Raw genomic sequence first — 14,789 nt, 5'->3', positions numbered from 1 at the left:
GCCACGGTTCATCCCCACGCCCGTGGGGAACGTGGGGCCAGGATTTGACTGGCCCGGGCATGGACCGGTTCATCCCCACGCCCGTGGGGAACGTGCTGCGGCCATGGTCACGGAAATCCCTCTCATCGGTTCATCCCCACGCCCGTGGGGAACGTGACGCGGCCGAAGCTGAAGCGGTCAGGCTGTACGGTTCATCCCCACGCCCGTGGGGAACGTCCACCGGGCGATGGCGTTTCGCCCGTCGTCGCCGGTTCATCCCCACGCCCGTGGGGAACGTGAGCTGGTCCAGTCGGCGTGCGTTGGCTGCAACGGTTCATCCCCACGCCCGTGGGGAACGTTCGCTCCAGGCGCTCCCGGCGGCCGACCATTTCGGTTCATCCCCACGCCCGTGGGGAACGTTCCATGAATTTGTCTGACGCGCTCACCACATTCGGTTCATCCCCACGCCCGTGGGGAACGTCACCTTACTATGACGATCCACATGACGTCCTCCGGTTCATCCCCACGCCCGTGGGGAACGTACTACTTCCACCCCTTTGGAATTGTTCGACTAACTCGGCAGCTTCTGGCCTACCGACGAAATCGACTTCCATTCCGCGAAGTGGCCGTCGGGGACATGCCTGAAACTGACCTCCGTGCAGTTCATAGCTCCTTGACCTTCAACCATCGCTGGGTTTGTCCGGAGACGCCGGCTCAGTTCCCGTCGCCGCCGTCCACCGGCGCCGCCGGTTGGAGCGGGGCAAGGGGCTCTTGGCTGCTCATCGGCAAGAAGGATACCAGGCGAAGGCCGTCGTGGTCGACTGGCAGCCGGCGGTTCTGGCCGAGCGTCTCGAAATCGAAGCCGTTCTCGTTGTTGGTGCTCCACGCCATCACCGCATTCCCCTCTCCGAGGTCTTCCCGGATCTGATGCCAAATCAGCTCCCGGACCCGCCGGCCGTATTTGCCGACGTAGACTCCGGCGCGGATCTCCAGTAGCCAGACGGCCAGACGGCCACGCAATCGCGCAGGGACGTTCTCAACCACGATGACCAGCATCGCCCAGGGCCTCCTTGTTGGGGATGGCGGGCTCCACGTGCTCGGCGGTCGGCGTCGGGACGGGCAGCCCGCCGGCCGCCAGAACCTCCTCGATGGCTGGAATGATCCGGTGCAGGAGGCGGGTCTGGCGGAAGGCATCCCGGCAGGCCAGCCGGACCGCCCGTTCCGGATCATCCGGGGTCCTGGCAGCGATCCTGAAAGCCGTGGGCACCACCGTATCGAACTTGAAGAGATCGGCGATGTCGTAAACAAAGGACTGCGGCTTGCCGGTATGGATGAAGCCCACGGCCGGAGCATAACCGGCGGCGAGGATGGCCGCCTCGGTAACCCCGTACAGGCAGGCCGTGGCGGCGCTGAGGCAGCGGTTGGGGATGTCGCCGCTGCCCCACTGCGTGTGGTCGTACTCCCGCCACTTCCAATCCACCCGGTATTGGCGGGCGAGAAGCTCGTACATCTTCCTGACCCGCGCCCCCTCGATGCCTCGCAACTGCTGAACGCTCCGCCTGGCCGGCGCCTCCTCCTGGAAGCGCATACTGTACATCTTGCGCACCACCTTCAGCCGCGCCTCGTCGTCCAGGGCCAGACTGGCCTGCCAGAGGAGGCGATCGGCGCGGGCGCCGCCGGGCTGGCCGGAGGCATAGAGCCGGACGCCGCCATCGCCAATCCAGACCAGCAGGCAGCCGACCCGGGAGGCCAGCACCACCGCCGCATGGGAGATACGGGTGCCGGGCTCCAGCATGAGGCACGCCACCCCGCCCACCGGGATATGGGTGCGCACCCCTGTCTTGTCCACGACCACGAAGGCGCTGTCCAGCACATCGAGCTGACCCTTTTCGACAAAGACCACCGAGACACGGTCCTTGATGGGAATGGGCTTGAGCGGCGGCAGCATGGTCAGCCCTCCCCGTCATCCTGGGAGGCAAGCCGCTGCTGCAGCTCGATCATCTTCCGCTCCCGTTGGATCTCGGCGGCCAGCTCCTCTTCCGAGGGCAGGTACAGCTTGTACCGGGAGGCAAAGATCTGCTGGTTCCCCTCGGGCAGGGTGTAACGAACAACCGCCTCGCTCTTGTCGGCGCACAGGATGATGCCGACGGGCGGGTTTTCTTCCGCCGCGGTCAGCTCGCGCTGGTAGTAGTTGACGTACATCTGCATCTGACCCAGGTCCTGGTGGGTGAGGTCGCCCACCTTGAGGTCGATGAGCACGAAGCTTCTGGTCAGGCGGTTGTAGAAGACGAGGTCGACGAAGAAGTGCCGGCCATCCAGGGTGATCCGTTGCTGGCGGGCCATGAAGGCGAAGCCGCGACCAAGCTCCAGGAGGAACTGTTGCAGCTTGCCGATAAGCGCCCGCTCCAGATCTTTTTCCAGGAAGCGCTCGTCCTGGCGCAGCCCGGCGAACTCCAGCACGTAGGGATCTTTCACCAGATCGGCCGGTTCCTGGATCTCGTGCCCTTTCTGGGCCAGGGCCACCACCCCTTCCTTGTCCCGGGACAGGGCCAGCCGCTCGAAGAGGAGGGAGTGGATCTGGCGCTCCAGCTCCCGGGTGGACCAGCGGGCATTGACTGCTTCGGCCTCATAGAAGGCCCGCGCCTCCGGCTTATCGACCCGGAGGAGAAGCCGATAATGGGTCCAGGCCAATTCTCGACGCACTGCGTCGAGAATTGGATAGTTTTGAAAAAAAGCGCGCATATTCCAGAGATTAGATCTGTCAAATCCGGATCCGAACTCCGCGGTGAGGCGTTGTGAGAGATCCGGGATGATCCGCTTCCCGTAGTCGGCCCGCATCCCGCCTTTCTGTTCCTCTTCCACGATCAATCGCCCGATCTCCCAGTAGCAGGCGACCATCACGGCATTGACCGACTGCCAGGCGCGGCTGCGGGCGCGGGTGAGAACGGAACGGACCTGCTGGTAGAGGTCGGGGGTCGGAACGTTCACGAGATCCGCCATGACAGAAATTCCCTCCCCTTCGTCGAGGGCCAAGTGCGTTATGCCCGCCGGACGAGCAGCAGCCCGCAGCCGAACCCCTTGGCCGGGCCAAGTCCTCGGCACAGGGCCTCCTGCCAGAAGATCTCGGTGTCCACCACCTCCAGGAGGCCGGCGAAATCGATGCTGCTGAAGCGCACGGGCTGTCTGCCCGCTGGCTTCCTGAATTCATGCTGCCGGTAGCCATCGGCGCGTACGGCGTGCAGCCGGAAACCCGCCTTTTCGGCGCGTGCCGAAAGCCATTTCTCGCCGGCCTCCTGGACAAGCTCCGCCTCGAGGGGCCACTTCTGCCGCGGCATGCCCTGGGTCTTGAGGCGGTGCTTCTCCTCCATGACCACGTCGTGGCGCTTGCCCTCCCGGGTCCGCACCGGGTTGGCCCGCAGGAAAAAGCCAAGGCGCATGCCCTGGTTCAGCTTCGGGGCAAACGCCATGGTTTCGGCTTGCCAGAGCCGGCTGGCCAACGGCCGCCGTCTCGAGAGGGCGTAGACGACCGGCGGGCCGGAAGCGGCCTGCATGTGGTACAGGAAGTCCCGCTCCCGGTCCGCATGGTCCGCGAAGAGCTGCCATACAGCCTGATGGAGGCCATAGCCGCTGCGGAAGGCCTGATGAAAGTCGCCCGCGCCTCTGGCGTCATCGTGCAGGGTGATCCGACTGAAGAACATGGCTCACGCCTCCCCGTCCAACGCCGCCTGATGCTCGCGGCGGGTATCGAACTGCCAGCGCCGGCGGGAGAGCGGCACGTCGCGGCGCACAAAGGTGTGCCGGACCTCGACCCCGGCCTGGGCGCCTTCCTCCCAGTAGAGGGCCGAAGGACCGGCTGGCCGCAAGGCCCGGAGATCGAACCCTGCCAGGGATGCAAACTGGGCCTTCTCCAGGGCCTCCCGGACAGAGGGCGCGGACACCACCTGGGCCTCCAAGGGCAGGGCCAGAGGGCAGGATTTCCGTCCCAGTTAGAGAACATACCCGGGACGCTCCAGGGCGTCCCGGATGGCGGCGAGGGCATATGGCGGCGCGACGATCCTCGTCCACAGGGCCACCACCGCCAGGGCGTCCATCCGGTAGTCGCGACGGGAAAGGATGGTGCTCAGCTTGTGGCGCGGCAGCGTGGTGAGCTCCTCCCGGCGGGTGGCGCAGGTCCGGCGGTTGCGACCGCTGCCGGATGGCGGCACCTGGGCCGTGTGATAATCCACCAGGGGCACCCCCATGCAATCCACCCGCACCGCGAAGCCATAGGCATCGGCCAGCCGCTGGTGCATCTCCTCCTGGTCCCGGTCCAGGCGGAGTGCCGCGGCCACCAGCCCCAGAACCGCCGACTTGGACGGATGGGTGGCGCTGGGCCGCACCTCGCCCACGGCAATCTCGCCCCAGGAGGCCATGGGGCCGTACAAACGGAAGATCAGATAGTCGGTCATACCGGGCATTCTCCTAGGCCGGCCGTGGCGCCACGAAATCAAGGAGCTGGCCAAGGCTTCCGTCAGGCTTGGTTACGTCCATCACGCAGGGATCGCCTTCGCTCAACGGGCCATAGACCTTCTCCATATTGGCACGGGTCCGCTCCAGGGCCGCGATGGAATCAGCCAGCATGTCCTGGCCGGTCACCGGCTTGAGGAACGCCACGGACAAGGACCGGGGCTGCTGGGGGCCTTTTTCGGCCAGGATGTATGAGGCATGGGCGCGGGAGGCAAAGCTGTTCTGTTTGCCTGTCGGTGCGATCTTGGCAGCGGCCTCGGCGAGGGTGCGCAGGGTCGTTCGGGTCAGCCCCTCGTCGTCCTGCAGGTTTCTGAGCAACAGATCCCGGTCGATGCAGACGTAGAGGTAGAAGAGCCCGGCGGCGAATTCCGTCTCCCCCATGTGGCCGGCACCGAGATCCTCGTCGCCGCGATTCAGATCGTCCACCGCCGTGAAGAAATCATCTTCCACGGCCACCTTGTGCACCGTGATGGCGTGGGCCACCTGAGCCGCCGCCTCGGTATTGAAGGCCGGCCGGGCGGCCAGCATGCGACCGAACAGGGCGATATCCGCCGCGGTGTGCCGGGCCTGGAGCAGACCGGCCAGCTCGGCATCGGTGGGCGGCTGACGCTGCGCGATGAGCGTCTCCGTCAAGGCATCCACCGCTGCCGTCTCGGTCGGGCTGAAGTGGGCAAGCTGCTCGATCTCGACACTGTTGTCCTTGAGCTTGCCAAAGCATGCAGCGATCGCCTTGGCCCAGGCGATGGCATCGGCCTCGGGGATGCCTGCGGCAGTCAGCCGATCCCGGACGCAGATGCCCATCTCCTTGGTCCGGGTTCCCATGTGTCCCTTGAGTGCATCCCGGAAAAGGGCCGATGTCCGCCAGGCCCGCTTCAGGCTCTGGGAGGAGATGCGCAGCCGCTGCACGCCGCCCATCACAGCCGTCTTGGGGCGGCCGAGGTCATCGCGGTTGAGATTGGCTGGGGGGTAGCTGGTCAGCATATGAAGCTGGATGAAGGTGCTCATCGGCGGCTCTCCTTGTGTGGTTATGGTTCCGAGGGGCAAGCGGCGTAGTACTCGTATGCCCAGGTCGTTCTGGTCCGCTCGTTCCACCAGAAAACGGCATTGGCGAGGCTTACCAGGTTGACGGCACCGCCCAGTTGGCGGATGACCCGGATGAGCAGGGGGTACAGCTCATCCCGCTCGGCCACCGCGAGGAGCCGCCGGAACCGCAGGCCACTCACCCTGGCCCCACTGCCGGGCGCCTTCGCGGCTGCCATCTGCTGGGCGAGCGACGCGCCGGGGGTGTGCGACTTGACGTGAGCCGCCAGACCGGCGACCGCCGCGAGCCGGTCGGCCTCTCGTGGCCCGAGCGGGCAGCCAGCCGCGCGCAGCCCATCCAGGAGTCGGTGGAAGGCCGGCGAAAAGGCGACCGCCCCCGGATCGGTCGCCCGCCGCAACGTGGCGGCGGCTCCTCTGTTCTTGCCCAGTTCATGCCACCAGACCAGTAGTACCTCAGAGGGATAGTCGTCTCCCGTGAACGGTCGTTTGGCCGCTTCAAGTTCGCTCCGCAACTTCGGCATCGTTTTCGCCCCCCGTTCGATTATGGCAATCGAAGCGCCTTGCCAGCCCTCGAATCGTTCGAAGCATATCCTGCCGAGCAAGGGAAACCCGTCTCGAATCGACGACTCCAATGCTCCCCGCTTCGACCATCCGGTCAAAAATTTCGGTCGATCTTGCCTCCACCAGCCGCAGAAATCCGCGCACGTCTTCGGCCAAATTCACCTCCACCGACTGAGACGACAGATCTCCGAGTTTATGAAGGGCTGCCAGAAATGCTGGTTCAGTTGTCTGCCAGAAGCTCAAGCGGGCTTCTTCCCACCATGCCTTTTTCTCTCTTGCTGCAAGTTCGTCACCCTGTTCTACACCTCCTTTGTCGAAGCTCCGAAGGTGCTTTGGTGGCTTCCAGAGCACCACCCCTTGTGTATCTGTCTTCACCTCGCCATGCGCGGTCCGGAGCAACGCCAGGATCAAGGCACCGCTCGCATACTGCGCCGCCCGTACGAGCGTTGTCACCTGGTGTCGATACACCTCGTGCACTTCGGCCGGAATGGCCACAAGCGGAATGATGCTTTCGTGCCAGTACCGGGCGTTCGCGCTGGCCATCTCGTAGCCATAAGCCCAGAGGCGCAAGTCATCTCGTTCGGCCAGAAACCGCTGAATCACGGTCGCTGGTTGCCGATTTGAATCTCCATCGACGTACACCAGCCCCAGCCAGTGGCGGTAGGTGAGACCTCCCGCCGGTGGATGAAGTGCAGACGGGTAGCCCTTGCTCATCTCATACGGTGACAACGGGTGAAGTGGCCTGATCCAGGACGGTTTTTTCTTCTTCCCATCCCCGTGGTAGTAGCTCATGCCCATGGTTGCATCGAGGAACTTCCTTACACATGTAGCACGACACTCCTGTCCACAGATACCACAACTGACCGGCGATTGAAGCTGTTCTGGCTGAAGAAGTACGCGGCGGGGCATCCCCCAATAGACATGAACAGGTGCCATCTTTTCCGAAGATACAGAACGGCCTGTCTTGGCCTTGATGAACTTCTCAGGAGCGAGCCAAGGGAAACAATGCTCAGGACTCGGTCCGACGGGCTCAAAGTGCCGTGCTTCGAGAACGTTCAACCATGCTGTCTCCCAGAGAGTCTCACCAATCAGCAGCGTGCTGAGCGGTCTACCACCCCGTAAGCTCGTGAACTTCCCCCCCCCCGCCACCACCTCCCTGCGGCGCAAAAGCCTGCATCGTGAAGAGGGCAGACGCGGCGCAAGGAAGGCAGAATCCCTCCTCTGCCGTTGCGGCGAACCGTTTGTCGGCTGCCTTCACGAAATGATCCCGGTTCTTCTTGATGGTGTTGTCCGTGGGGGCATCGATGAGGAGATAGGTGATGGGGTGCTCGACTGCCCTCTTTTCGCGAAGGAGGGCCGTCTCTTGAAGGAAGCGCTTGTCGCCACGGTCCACATCAAAGTACGCCTTCACTTGGTTGAAGGCGGTTCTCAGGTCGCCTGAAGTTGGCGGAGTCCGTCGCTTGACCCGCCACTCCCTTCCATCCTCCGGGGCGAAACAGGTTTGCAGGAGCCCGATAAGGAACTGGATCAGGGCGCCGTTGAAGTCCGGCCGGGGGGCGGCGAGCTCGACGAAGGGATCGGCGGCGAAGTTGTCGGTGATCTGCCAGGGGGCGATGGCTTCCTTCGCGCCACCGCGGCGGCGGGCTGGGATCCAGGGGTCTTCAACAAGATTCATGGGGCGTCTCCTGCCGGGAACTGGAGGCCGAGTGTTCGATCGTAGCCCAATCGGACCAGGTTTCCTTTGCTGTTCAGGGCACTGCCGATCCATTCCGTGCCGTTCTGCTCCAAAACGACCGCCACGCAGTACTTACCCAGGTCGGGCATGGTGGCCCGCGCGGCTTCCAGGACCCCGGCCGCCAGCTCCGGCGCCTCGGCCGCGATGCGGCTTTTCCGGATCGCAAGCTGGGAGAGCTGCCAGGCCTGGCGCGGATCGTCCGAAGTCGCCCAGGGGATGAGGCGGCCGGCCTCCCGGCGCGCCAGGCGAACCGTCACCGTCGGCTCCCCCAGGCGCGTGGGCGCTGAATCGTCGTCCTGCCAGTGCAGGGGGGTGGCCGAGTAACCCTGGTCCAGGTCCAGGCTGTTCAGACGGCCCTGGGCAGATTGGGCATTTTCGTCTCCTTCCGCCTTTATGCTCGCGGCCAGAAGCCCGGCGGGGATCTGGGCCTGGGCATCCTCGCCGTACACCGCCTCCATCATGCCCCGGGCATCCTCCGGCATGGCGAAGCCCTGGTGCGCTGCCAGCCAACGGGCGGTGAGCCAGAGCTGGCCGTGGTGGGGGTACACCCAGGCCGCCCGTGGGAAGGCGCCCCGGTACCACGCAGCGTCTGCCTCCAGGCTCGGCTGCGGCGAGAAGACGCCCAGTACAGCAGGGCCGCGCTGGTCGAAGCCAGCGATCCGGTTCCCATCCGGGTCGCGGCCGTGGCGCTTGAGCCGGCCGGCCCGCTGGAGCAGAAGATCGATGGGCGCCAGATCGCTGACCATCCCGTCGAAATCGAGATCCAGGGACTGCTCCACGACCTGGGTGGCGACAAGGAGCCGCCCCCGGCGATCCTCCGCCATGCTCCTCGGCCCGAAGAGGCGCAAGACCTCAGCCTCGGTGGCCAGACGGTCCCCGAGGGCGAAACGGGCATGGAAGACGGTCACCCGCTGAAGGCCGAGTCTCGCGACCCACCCCTGGTAAGCCTCCAGGGCATCATCCACCGTGTTGCGGATCCAACAGGCGCACCCACCGGAATCGAGCACCTGGGACAGGAAGGCCGTGACCTCTTCCTCGGTATGGCAGGCCTGGATGCCGACCCGCCGGCGGGCGCTCTCCCGCGCCGCCACCGGATACTCCCGCAGGCCGTCCATGGTGAGACGGCTGACCAGAGGGTAGACGTTCATGGTCGGGCCGGCGGCATCGACCCCAAGAGGCTGGGCAAAGGCCTGGATGAGCTCTTGCCGCATGCCGGCCGGCAGGGTGGCCGACAGCAAAATGGCGCTGCCGCCCAGGGCGGCATGGAAACGGAGCAGAGTACACAAAAGGCGGTGCACGTAGGCGTCGCTGGCATGGACCTCGTCGGCAATGAGGACCTTCCGGCACAGGCCGAAGAGGCGCATGGACTGGTGGCGGGCCGCCAAGACAGCGAGCAGGGCCTGGTCGATGGTGCCCACCCCCACCTGGGCAAGCAGGGCCTTCTTGCGGCTGTCCGCCAGCCAGGCCGAGCACTGCCGGGAGGCAGTCTCCTCGCCAGGGCCCGGCCCACGGTCAGCGCGATTCCGTTCCTCCAGCGCCAGGGCCATGCGGCTGGCGCTGTGGGCCAACACGAGAGAGGGCGAGGCGCCCTCGACAAAAAGGCGCCGGTACACGTCGCCCACCCGTTGGTGCATGGCATTGGCGGTGGCCATGGTCGGCAGCGCCAGATACACGCCGTCGGCCGCCCCACGCGCCAGAAGGCGATGGGCCAGGGCCAGGGCCGCCTCGGTCTTGCCGCCACCGGTAACCTCTTCCACCACGAAGAGCTGAGGATAGTCGGAGAGGTCGATGGTCTCCGCCAGCCTTTGCAAGGGGGTGAGGGTCGCGATCTTCGGGAAGAGGGCGGCCAACCCGGACCATCTGGCCGGGGACGCCGCCAGGAGGCCGCAGGCCGCCACGGCCTTCGCGGCCTGCGGGAGGGCATACCTGGTCCAGTACGCCGCCAGCGGCATGGGGGTCGATCTGTAAGGGAACCAGGCTGTATTCGAGCCGATCCAGTCCGCCGCAACCGCCAGTCCCGCCACCAGCCAGGAGATCCGCCGGAAGACCGGCAGCTGGCGGTAGTCCGTCAGATCGAAGGGCGCCCCCTGGGGAAGAAGGAGCGCCATCAGATCCTGGAAAAAGGCCTTGGCATCCGCGGCAACGGCGGCCGGGAAATGGTGCGGCAAGGGGCGGGGGGCCTGGCGGAGCACGGGTGGCCGGCCGTGATGCCCGCTGGCGGCATTGAGCCACGGGGTCAGGAGATCCCAAAGATCCTCGGGGTCTCCCTCCCAAGACGTCCGAGCAGCCAGCAGCTGCACTACCACACCTGGGCTGTCAATCCGGCCGGCACAGAACCGATACCCCAGGGTGTCATGGCGCTCGTCACAGGCGGTCGCGACCTGCCGGCCCTGCAGGGCCGACAGAAGATCCGGCCGGAGGTTCTGGAAGCCGTCTGCGAACTTGCCGGCGTCGTGGAGGCCCAGGAGGAATGCCAGCCAGGAGCGAAGCGCCTCCAAGGTGATCCCCAGGAAGGAAGCCAAGCCGGCGCTGAAGCGAGGTTGCTCCTGCAGAAGCGTGAGCCCGGCGGCCGCGACGTCCAGGCTGTGAAAGGGCAGAAGATGGCAGGAATGGTCAGCGGTTGCCGGGTGGGCCTTGCCCCAATAGCGCCAGTAGCTGGACCCCGGGGCCAACATCAGGGGCGATCCTCCAGCAAGGAAGGGGAAAGCGGCCGATGGCGCCAGGAGCCGCTGTCAGCCGAGGATGGGATCTCCCTGGCCGGCTGGACAAGAATCGCGCTGGGAACGGAAGTCATGATGTGCCAGCACGTTGCACCAATCTTCGGCAAAGAGCAAGCACCAGGGAGGTGGGGTTCCCGTTGGCGGCCGGGATCTGCTCCCGGCGAAGGTGGCTGGGATATGGCCGGGGCGCGCCAGCGGCAGATGACCCGCCAGGGTCACAAGGGAAAGGGGCGTTGAGGGGCGGGCGGCGCGCCGGCGGCACCGGGGCGGGCCGGCGGGCGCCGGCCTGAGGTCATTTGAAGAACTGCGGATAGAGCCTCCGGGCACACTCGTGGCACAGGCCGTGGCTGAACTGGACGTCGGTGTGCTTCTGGATATAGGTCTCCAGCTGATTCCAGTAGCCGGCGTCATCCCGGATCTTCTTGCAGGAGGCACAGATGGGGAGGATGCCCTTCAGGACCTTGATCTCGGCCAGGGCGTCCTGCAATTCGCGGATGAGCTGCTCGCGCTCCTCTTCCGCCTGCCGCCGTTTGGTGATGTCGGAGAACACGATGACCACGCCGAGGATGGCCCCCTGGTCGTTCTGGATCGGCGCGGCGCTGTCGTCGATGGGGATCTCCTCGCCGTCCCTTGCCCGCAGGCGATGGTAGCCCAGGCTCACCACCGCTTTGTCGCGGATCACCCGCGTGGCCGGACATTCTCCGGCCTCGCCGGTTTCGCCGTCGATGATCTTCAGGACCTCCGCCAGCGGCCTGCCGCCGGCCTCGGCCAAGCTCCAGCCGGTCAGGCGCTGGGCGACCGGGTTCATGAAGCTCACCCGGGCCTGGGCATCGGTGGCGATCACCGCGTCACCGATGCTCCGGAGGGTCGTGGACAGCCAGCCCTCCCGCTCCTTGAGCTGCCTTTCCATCCGGTGCTTGTACAGGGCCATCTGGATGGTGATGCCCAGCTCCTTGTCCTCGAACGGCTTGGTGATATACCCGAACGGGCCAGTCTCTTTGGCCCGCTCCAGGGTGTTGTCGTCCGTATGTGCCGTCAGGTAGATGACCGGGATGTCGCAGCGCTGCCAGATCTGCCGGGCGGCCTCGATGCCGTCCATGGCGCCCCCCAGGATGATATCCATGAGCACCAGGTCCGGCCGGCTGGCCTCGGCCACGGCCACCGCCTCCTCGCCGGAAGCCACCAGCGAGGGCACCCGGTACCCCATGCGCTGCAGGCGCTTCTGCAGATGCTTGGCGATGATCGCCTCGTCCTCGACCACCAGGATCTCTGCCCCTTCCATACGCTCTGCCCCTCCCCCGAACAGCTCGCCGGTCCCGGAATCCGCTTGCACCTCCCGGATGCACCATCATCCGCGCCGTCTGGTCACGCCCTCATCCATGCCTCTCCTGGACCGTGATCCGGATCTCGGTGCCCTGGTCCTGCCGCACCGCCACCTTCCCGCCCAACTGATGCTCGGCCACGCTCACGACCAGCTGCAGCCCCAGGGAATCGGTATTCCGGACATCCAGCCCCGCCGGCAGGCCCACCCCGTTGTCCCGCACCACCAGCTCGACCACGCCCGCCCCCAATTCCCGGAGCGCCACGGTGATGACGCCCTCCTGCCCGGCCGGGAACGCGTATTTCAGCGCATTGGAGATAAGCTCGTTCAGGATCAGCCCGCAGGAGATGGCGGTGTCCATCTTCAGATCGACGCTTTGCACCTCCACCTGAAGGGAAATCCTGGCCGTATCCACCCCATAGGTGTCGAACAGGCTTCTGGCAAGATCATGGATATAGTCTGCCAGGTCGATCTTCGCCAGATCTTTCGACCGGTAGAGCTTCTCATGGATGAGGGCCATGGAGCGGATCCGGTTGCGGCTCTCGGCAAACATCTCCCGGTGCTCGGCGTCCCGGGTATAGTCGGCCTGGAGATCCAGCAGGCTGGAGACGACCTGCATGTTGTTCTTCACCCGGTGGTGGATCTCCCGCAAGAGCACCTCTTTCTCGCGCAGGGATTCCCGCAGGGCGGCCGCGGCCTTGCCCCGCTCGATGGCGTTGGTCAGGATCTCCGCCACGATCTGGAGCATGGCGATGCACTCCTTGCCCCAGATCTTCTTCTCCAGCACCGAATCGAAGCCGAGAAAGCCCTTGAGCCCGCCGTTGTACGTCATGGGGACAGCGATGAACGATTCGATCGCCTGGGCGGCAAAGAAGCCTTTTTCGGTGGTCGCCTCCACCGGCAGGTCGTCGACGCTCGGCAGGATGACGGTCTCGATGCGCCGGAGCCTGTCCAGCATCCAGGTGAATTCCGCGACCGGCAGGCGCTCGAGGACATCGCGCTGGGAGGCCATCCCGTCGCGGCACCACTCATGGACGGTGTGGCAGGCCGATGCCGTATCGTCGAAGCGGAGCAGATAGCACCGGTCGACCTGGTTGAACTCGCACACCGCACGCAAGGCATACTGGATGCCGGCATCGATCTCGTCGGCCGGCAGATTGATCAGATTCGCCGAGATGGAATTGATCAGCTTTTCCAGCCGGATCTGAAACCGGATGATGTCCTCGGCCCGCCGCCGCTCCGTGATGTCCCGGGCCACATGCACCGCCTGGACGACGACGCCGTTCTCATCCCGGATCGGCGTGGTCGAGATCTCGACAAACCGCCGCTCCCCCTGCCTGGTGAAATGAACGTGCAGCGCCTCGGCGGTGGTCCCGGTGCGGGCGGTCTCCTGCAAAGGGCAGTGGTGGTTGGGTGGCTCGCACGGGGTCCGTCGATGGTGGGTGAGCGCAAAACAGGGCTTACCGATCGCCTCCTCCTCGGTCAGCCCGTATTCCTGCAGGAAGACCCGGTTGCAGCCGACCAGCCGGAAGGTGGATGCATCGAGCAGGGAGATGGCGTCGCTCATGCTGTTCAGGACGATTTCCGAGAACTCGGTGGAGCGCCGCAAGGCCGCGGCTGTCCGCCGGTGCTCGGCGATCTCGCTTTCCAGCTGCTCGTTCGTCCTCCGGAGCTCGGCGGTGCGGCCCTGAACCCGCAGCTCCAGCTCGCTGTGCGCCTTCTCGTAGGCCATGATGGCCTGCTTGTGCGCCGTGATATCCCGGACATAGGCGTGCATGATCTCCCGGCCGTCGTCCGTCAGGTAGCGCACCGAGATCTCCACCGGGTATTCCCGGCCGTCCTTGGCACGGTTGATCGACTCGAAGCGCAGCGAGCCGTGCTCCTTGAACTGCTGCCAGAAGTCCGGCCAGTCCTCCACCCGGTACACCGGGTCCACGTCGTGCACCGTCAGGGCCAGCAGCTCTTCCCGGGAGTAGCCCAGGTGCCGGCAGGCGGCGTCGTTGACATAGATGAACCTGGCGTCCCGGTCGACCCAGAAGATCGACTCGGCGGCCCTGTCCACGCAGCTGCGCACCAGTCTGGCCTGTCTCTCCAGCTGCCGCAGGGCTGCGACCTCGGCCTGCAATTCCTCGTAGGATGGCTGCGCGATCATGGGCGCCCCTCCGGTTGTCGCGCCACCGGGGGGGAACGGGGCTGTTCCCTGCCGGTGGCTGGCGAAGCGCCCCCACTGTAACGACTCTTGCCCGGGATTGCGAGACCTCTGGCGCGACAGTCGGGCAAAGGCTGCCGCGCCAGAGGCTAAACGAAAAGGGGCTGAATCGCGAAGCGCTCCACGTCCACCAGGCCGTGGTCGGTGAGCTTGAGCTGGGGGATGACCGGCAGGGCCAGGAAGGAAAGGGCCATGAAGGGATCGGGAAGGAGACAGCCCAGACTGGCAGCAGCCCGGTGCAGGCCGGTCAGGTCCTGGACCACCGCATGCAAGGGGGCGCCGGCATGAGACCGACTGTGCCCCTCTGCCGCCGCAAGTCCGATTCAGGCAGTTGCCCGGCGTGCTTCCGGCGGTGCAGGTATTTCCTGGTACGAGAATTCCTGAAGCCTGGCATTGGCGCGAGCATGCTCAATGGTCATGCTGACCAGGTTTCCCTGGGTGTCCAGGTCAACATAGATGCTTTCCCCAATCTCTCTGGTCTCTGCGACCTCGTGATCGGTAAACTCGATCAGGGCTGTATCGGTGTCTGAAAAATAGCGGACCTTCATAATGATTTCTCCAGCAGTTCCCGTTTTGGCCAAGTTGGGCAAGGGGTTGACCGTTTGACTGCTCAGATCCGCGCTGTGGCGGTCCCAAGGGATCCTTACAGTCGGTGCTCTGGGCTCGATCTCCTGAAATCGCGGCCGCGCTGGCCGATTTCGGCAACACCTCTCCCTT

At 65.4% G+C, this 14,789-nt stretch carries 14 protein-coding genes, 1 pseudogene and 1 CRISPR repeat array; all 15 genes and pseudogenes read right to left on the bottom strand.

Translation table 11 applies throughout. From position 1 onward, the window contains the following. Positions 1 to 4 precede the first annotated feature (4 nt). Positions 5 to 521: a CRISPR direct-repeat array (repeat unit 29 nt; unit sequence CGGTTCATCCCCACGCCCGTGGGGAACGT). A gap of 172 nt (positions 522 to 693) precedes the next feature. Then, a complete protein-coding gene (cas2e, locus tag AB1634_15425; GenBank protein ID MEW6220906.1) occupies positions 694 to 1,035 on the bottom strand; it encodes a type I-E CRISPR-associated endoribonuclease Cas2e in 342 nt (113 codons plus the stop codon). Next, the gene (cas1e, locus tag AB1634_15420; protein ID MEW6220905.1) at positions 1,016 to 1,927 is read right to left on the bottom strand and encodes a type I-E CRISPR-associated endonuclease Cas1e; all 912 of its coding nucleotides are present in this window, start codon (positions 1,925 to 1,927) and stop codon (positions 1,016 to 1,018) included. The genes cas2e and cas1e overlap by 20 nt, the downstream gene beginning before the upstream one ends. Positions 1,928 to 1,929: 2 nt before the next feature. Beyond that, positions 1,930 to 2,979, bottom strand: coding sequence for a PDDEXK nuclease domain-containing protein (locus tag AB1634_15415; GenBank protein ID MEW6220904.1), 1,050 nt, complete (start codon positions 2,977 to 2,979; stop codon positions 1,930 to 1,932). Between the two features lie 38 nt (positions 2,980 to 3,017). Continuing rightward, positions 3,018 to 3,677 carry a type I-E CRISPR-associated protein Cas6/Cse3/CasE gene (gene cas6e / locus AB1634_15410; protein MEW6220903.1) on the bottom strand — a complete coding sequence of 220 codons (660 nt, stop codon included), beginning with the start codon at positions 3,675 to 3,677 and terminating at the stop codon, positions 3,018 to 3,020. Between the two features lie 3 nt (positions 3,678 to 3,680). Next, positions 3,681 to 3,917: a hypothetical protein gene (locus AB1634_15405; GenBank protein MEW6220902.1), complete on the bottom strand. Its 237-nt coding sequence runs from the start codon at positions 3,915 to 3,917 to the stop codon at positions 3,681 to 3,683. A gap of 48 nt (positions 3,918 to 3,965) precedes the next feature. Then, positions 3,966 to 4,427, bottom strand: a complete 462-nt coding sequence (gene cas5e, locus AB1634_15400) for a type I-E CRISPR-associated protein Cas5/CasD (protein MEW6220901.1) — start codon at positions 4,425 to 4,427, stop codon at positions 3,966 to 3,968. A 13-nt stretch (positions 4,428 to 4,440) separates the two neighbouring features. Further along, positions 4,441 to 5,490: a type I-E CRISPR-associated protein Cas7/Cse4/CasC gene (gene cas7e / locus AB1634_15395; protein ID MEW6220900.1), complete on the bottom strand. Its 1,050-nt coding sequence runs from the start codon at positions 5,488 to 5,490 to the stop codon at positions 4,441 to 4,443. Positions 5,491 to 5,510: 20 nt separating this feature from the next. After that, positions 5,511 to 6,047 carry a type I-E CRISPR-associated protein Cse2/CasB gene (casB, locus tag AB1634_15390; GenBank protein MEW6220899.1) on the bottom strand — a complete coding sequence of 179 codons (537 nt, stop codon included), beginning with the start codon at positions 6,045 to 6,047 and terminating at the stop codon, positions 5,511 to 5,513. Further along, entirely contained in the window at positions 6,022 to 7,236 is a 1,215-nt protein-coding gene (gene casA / locus AB1634_15385; protein MEW6220898.1) for a type I-E CRISPR-associated protein Cse1/CasA, read from the bottom strand. Before casA (AB1634_15385) ends, casB begins: the two co-directional genes overlap by 26 nt. Further along, positions 7,196 to 7,762, bottom strand: a complete 567-nt coding sequence (gene casA / locus AB1634_15380; protein ID MEW6220897.1) for a type I-E CRISPR-associated protein Cse1/CasA — start codon at positions 7,760 to 7,762, stop codon at positions 7,196 to 7,198. Before casA (AB1634_15380) ends, casA (AB1634_15385) begins: the two co-directional genes overlap by 41 nt. Next, the gene (gene cas3, locus AB1634_15375; GenBank protein MEW6220896.1) at positions 7,759 to 10,497 is read right to left on the bottom strand and encodes a CRISPR-associated helicase Cas3'; all 2,739 of its coding nucleotides are present in this window, start codon (positions 10,495 to 10,497) and stop codon (positions 7,759 to 7,761) included. Before cas3 ends, casA (AB1634_15380) begins: the two co-directional genes overlap by 4 nt. 337 nt (positions 10,498 to 10,834) lie before the next feature. After that, positions 10,835 to 11,824 carry a response regulator gene (locus AB1634_15370; protein MEW6220895.1) on the bottom strand — a complete coding sequence of 330 codons (990 nt, stop codon included), beginning with the start codon at positions 11,822 to 11,824 and terminating at the stop codon, positions 10,835 to 10,837. Positions 11,825 to 11,915: 91 nt separating this feature from the next. Further along, entirely contained in the window at positions 11,916 to 14,015 is a 2,100-nt protein-coding gene (locus AB1634_15365; protein ID MEW6220894.1) for a PAS domain S-box protein, read from the bottom strand. 146 nt (positions 14,016 to 14,161) lie between these two features. Beyond that, positions 14,162 to 14,338: pseudogene (locus AB1634_15360) on the bottom strand (adenine deaminase C-terminal domain-containing protein). Between the two features lie 57 nt (positions 14,339 to 14,395). Beyond that, positions 14,396 to 14,620, bottom strand: a complete 225-nt coding sequence (locus AB1634_15355) for a DUF2283 domain-containing protein (GenBank protein MEW6220893.1) — start codon at positions 14,618 to 14,620, stop codon at positions 14,396 to 14,398. Between the last annotated feature and the right edge of the window lie 169 nt (positions 14,621 to 14,789).

Source organism: Thermodesulfobacteriota bacterium, assembly GCA_040755095.1.
Taxonomy (GTDB): domain Bacteria; phylum Desulfobacterota; class Desulfobulbia; order Desulfobulbales; family JBFMBH01; genus JBFMBH01.
The sequence above is the reverse complement of the archived record's forward strand: the minus strand, read 5'-3'. Positions and strand labels throughout refer to the sequence as shown.

What these genes read in the sequence shown, in the direction of transcription:
- casA (MEW6220897.1), bottom strand. Translation starts at nt 7,762, where the DNA reads ATGAATCTTGTTGAAGACCCCTGGATCCCAGCCCGCCGCCGCGGTGGC.
- AB1634_15355 (MEW6220893.1), bottom strand. Translation starts at nt 14,620, where the DNA reads ATGAAGGTCCGCTATTTTTCAGACACCGATACAGCCCTGATCGAGTTT.
- cas6e (MEW6220903.1), bottom strand. Translation starts at nt 3,677, where the DNA reads ATGTTCTTCAGTCGGATCACCCTGCACGATGACGCCAGAGGCGCGGGC.
- cas2e (MEW6220906.1), bottom strand. Translation starts at nt 1,035, where the DNA reads ATGCTGGTCATCGTGGTTGAGAACGTCCCTGCGCGATTGCGTGGCCGT.
- cas3 (MEW6220896.1), bottom strand. Translation starts at nt 10,497, where the DNA reads ATGTTGGCCCCGGGGTCCAGCTACTGGCGCTATTGGGGCAAGGCCCAC.
- cas1e (MEW6220905.1), bottom strand. Translation starts at nt 1,927, where the DNA reads ATGCTGCCGCCGCTCAAGCCCATTCCCATCAAGGACCGTGTCTCGGTG.
- AB1634_15415 (MEW6220904.1), bottom strand. Translation starts at nt 2,979, where the DNA reads ATGGCGGATCTCGTGAACGTTCCGACCCCCGACCTCTACCAGCAGGTC.
- cas5e (MEW6220901.1), bottom strand. Translation starts at nt 4,427, where the DNA reads ATGACCGACTATCTGATCTTCCGTTTGTACGGCCCCATGGCCTCCTGG.
- cas7e (MEW6220900.1), bottom strand. Translation starts at nt 5,490, where the DNA reads ATGAGCACCTTCATCCAGCTTCATATGCTGACCAGCTACCCCCCAGCC.
- AB1634_15370 (MEW6220895.1), bottom strand. Translation starts at nt 11,824, where the DNA reads ATGGAAGGGGCAGAGATCCTGGTGGTCGAGGACGAGGCGATCATCGCC.
- casB (MEW6220899.1), bottom strand. Translation starts at nt 6,047, where the DNA reads ATGCCGAAGTTGCGGAGCGAACTTGAAGCGGCCAAACGACCGTTCACG.
- AB1634_15365 (MEW6220894.1), bottom strand. Translation starts at nt 14,015, where the DNA reads ATGATCGCGCAGCCATCCTACGAGGAATTGCAGGCCGAGGTCGCAGCC.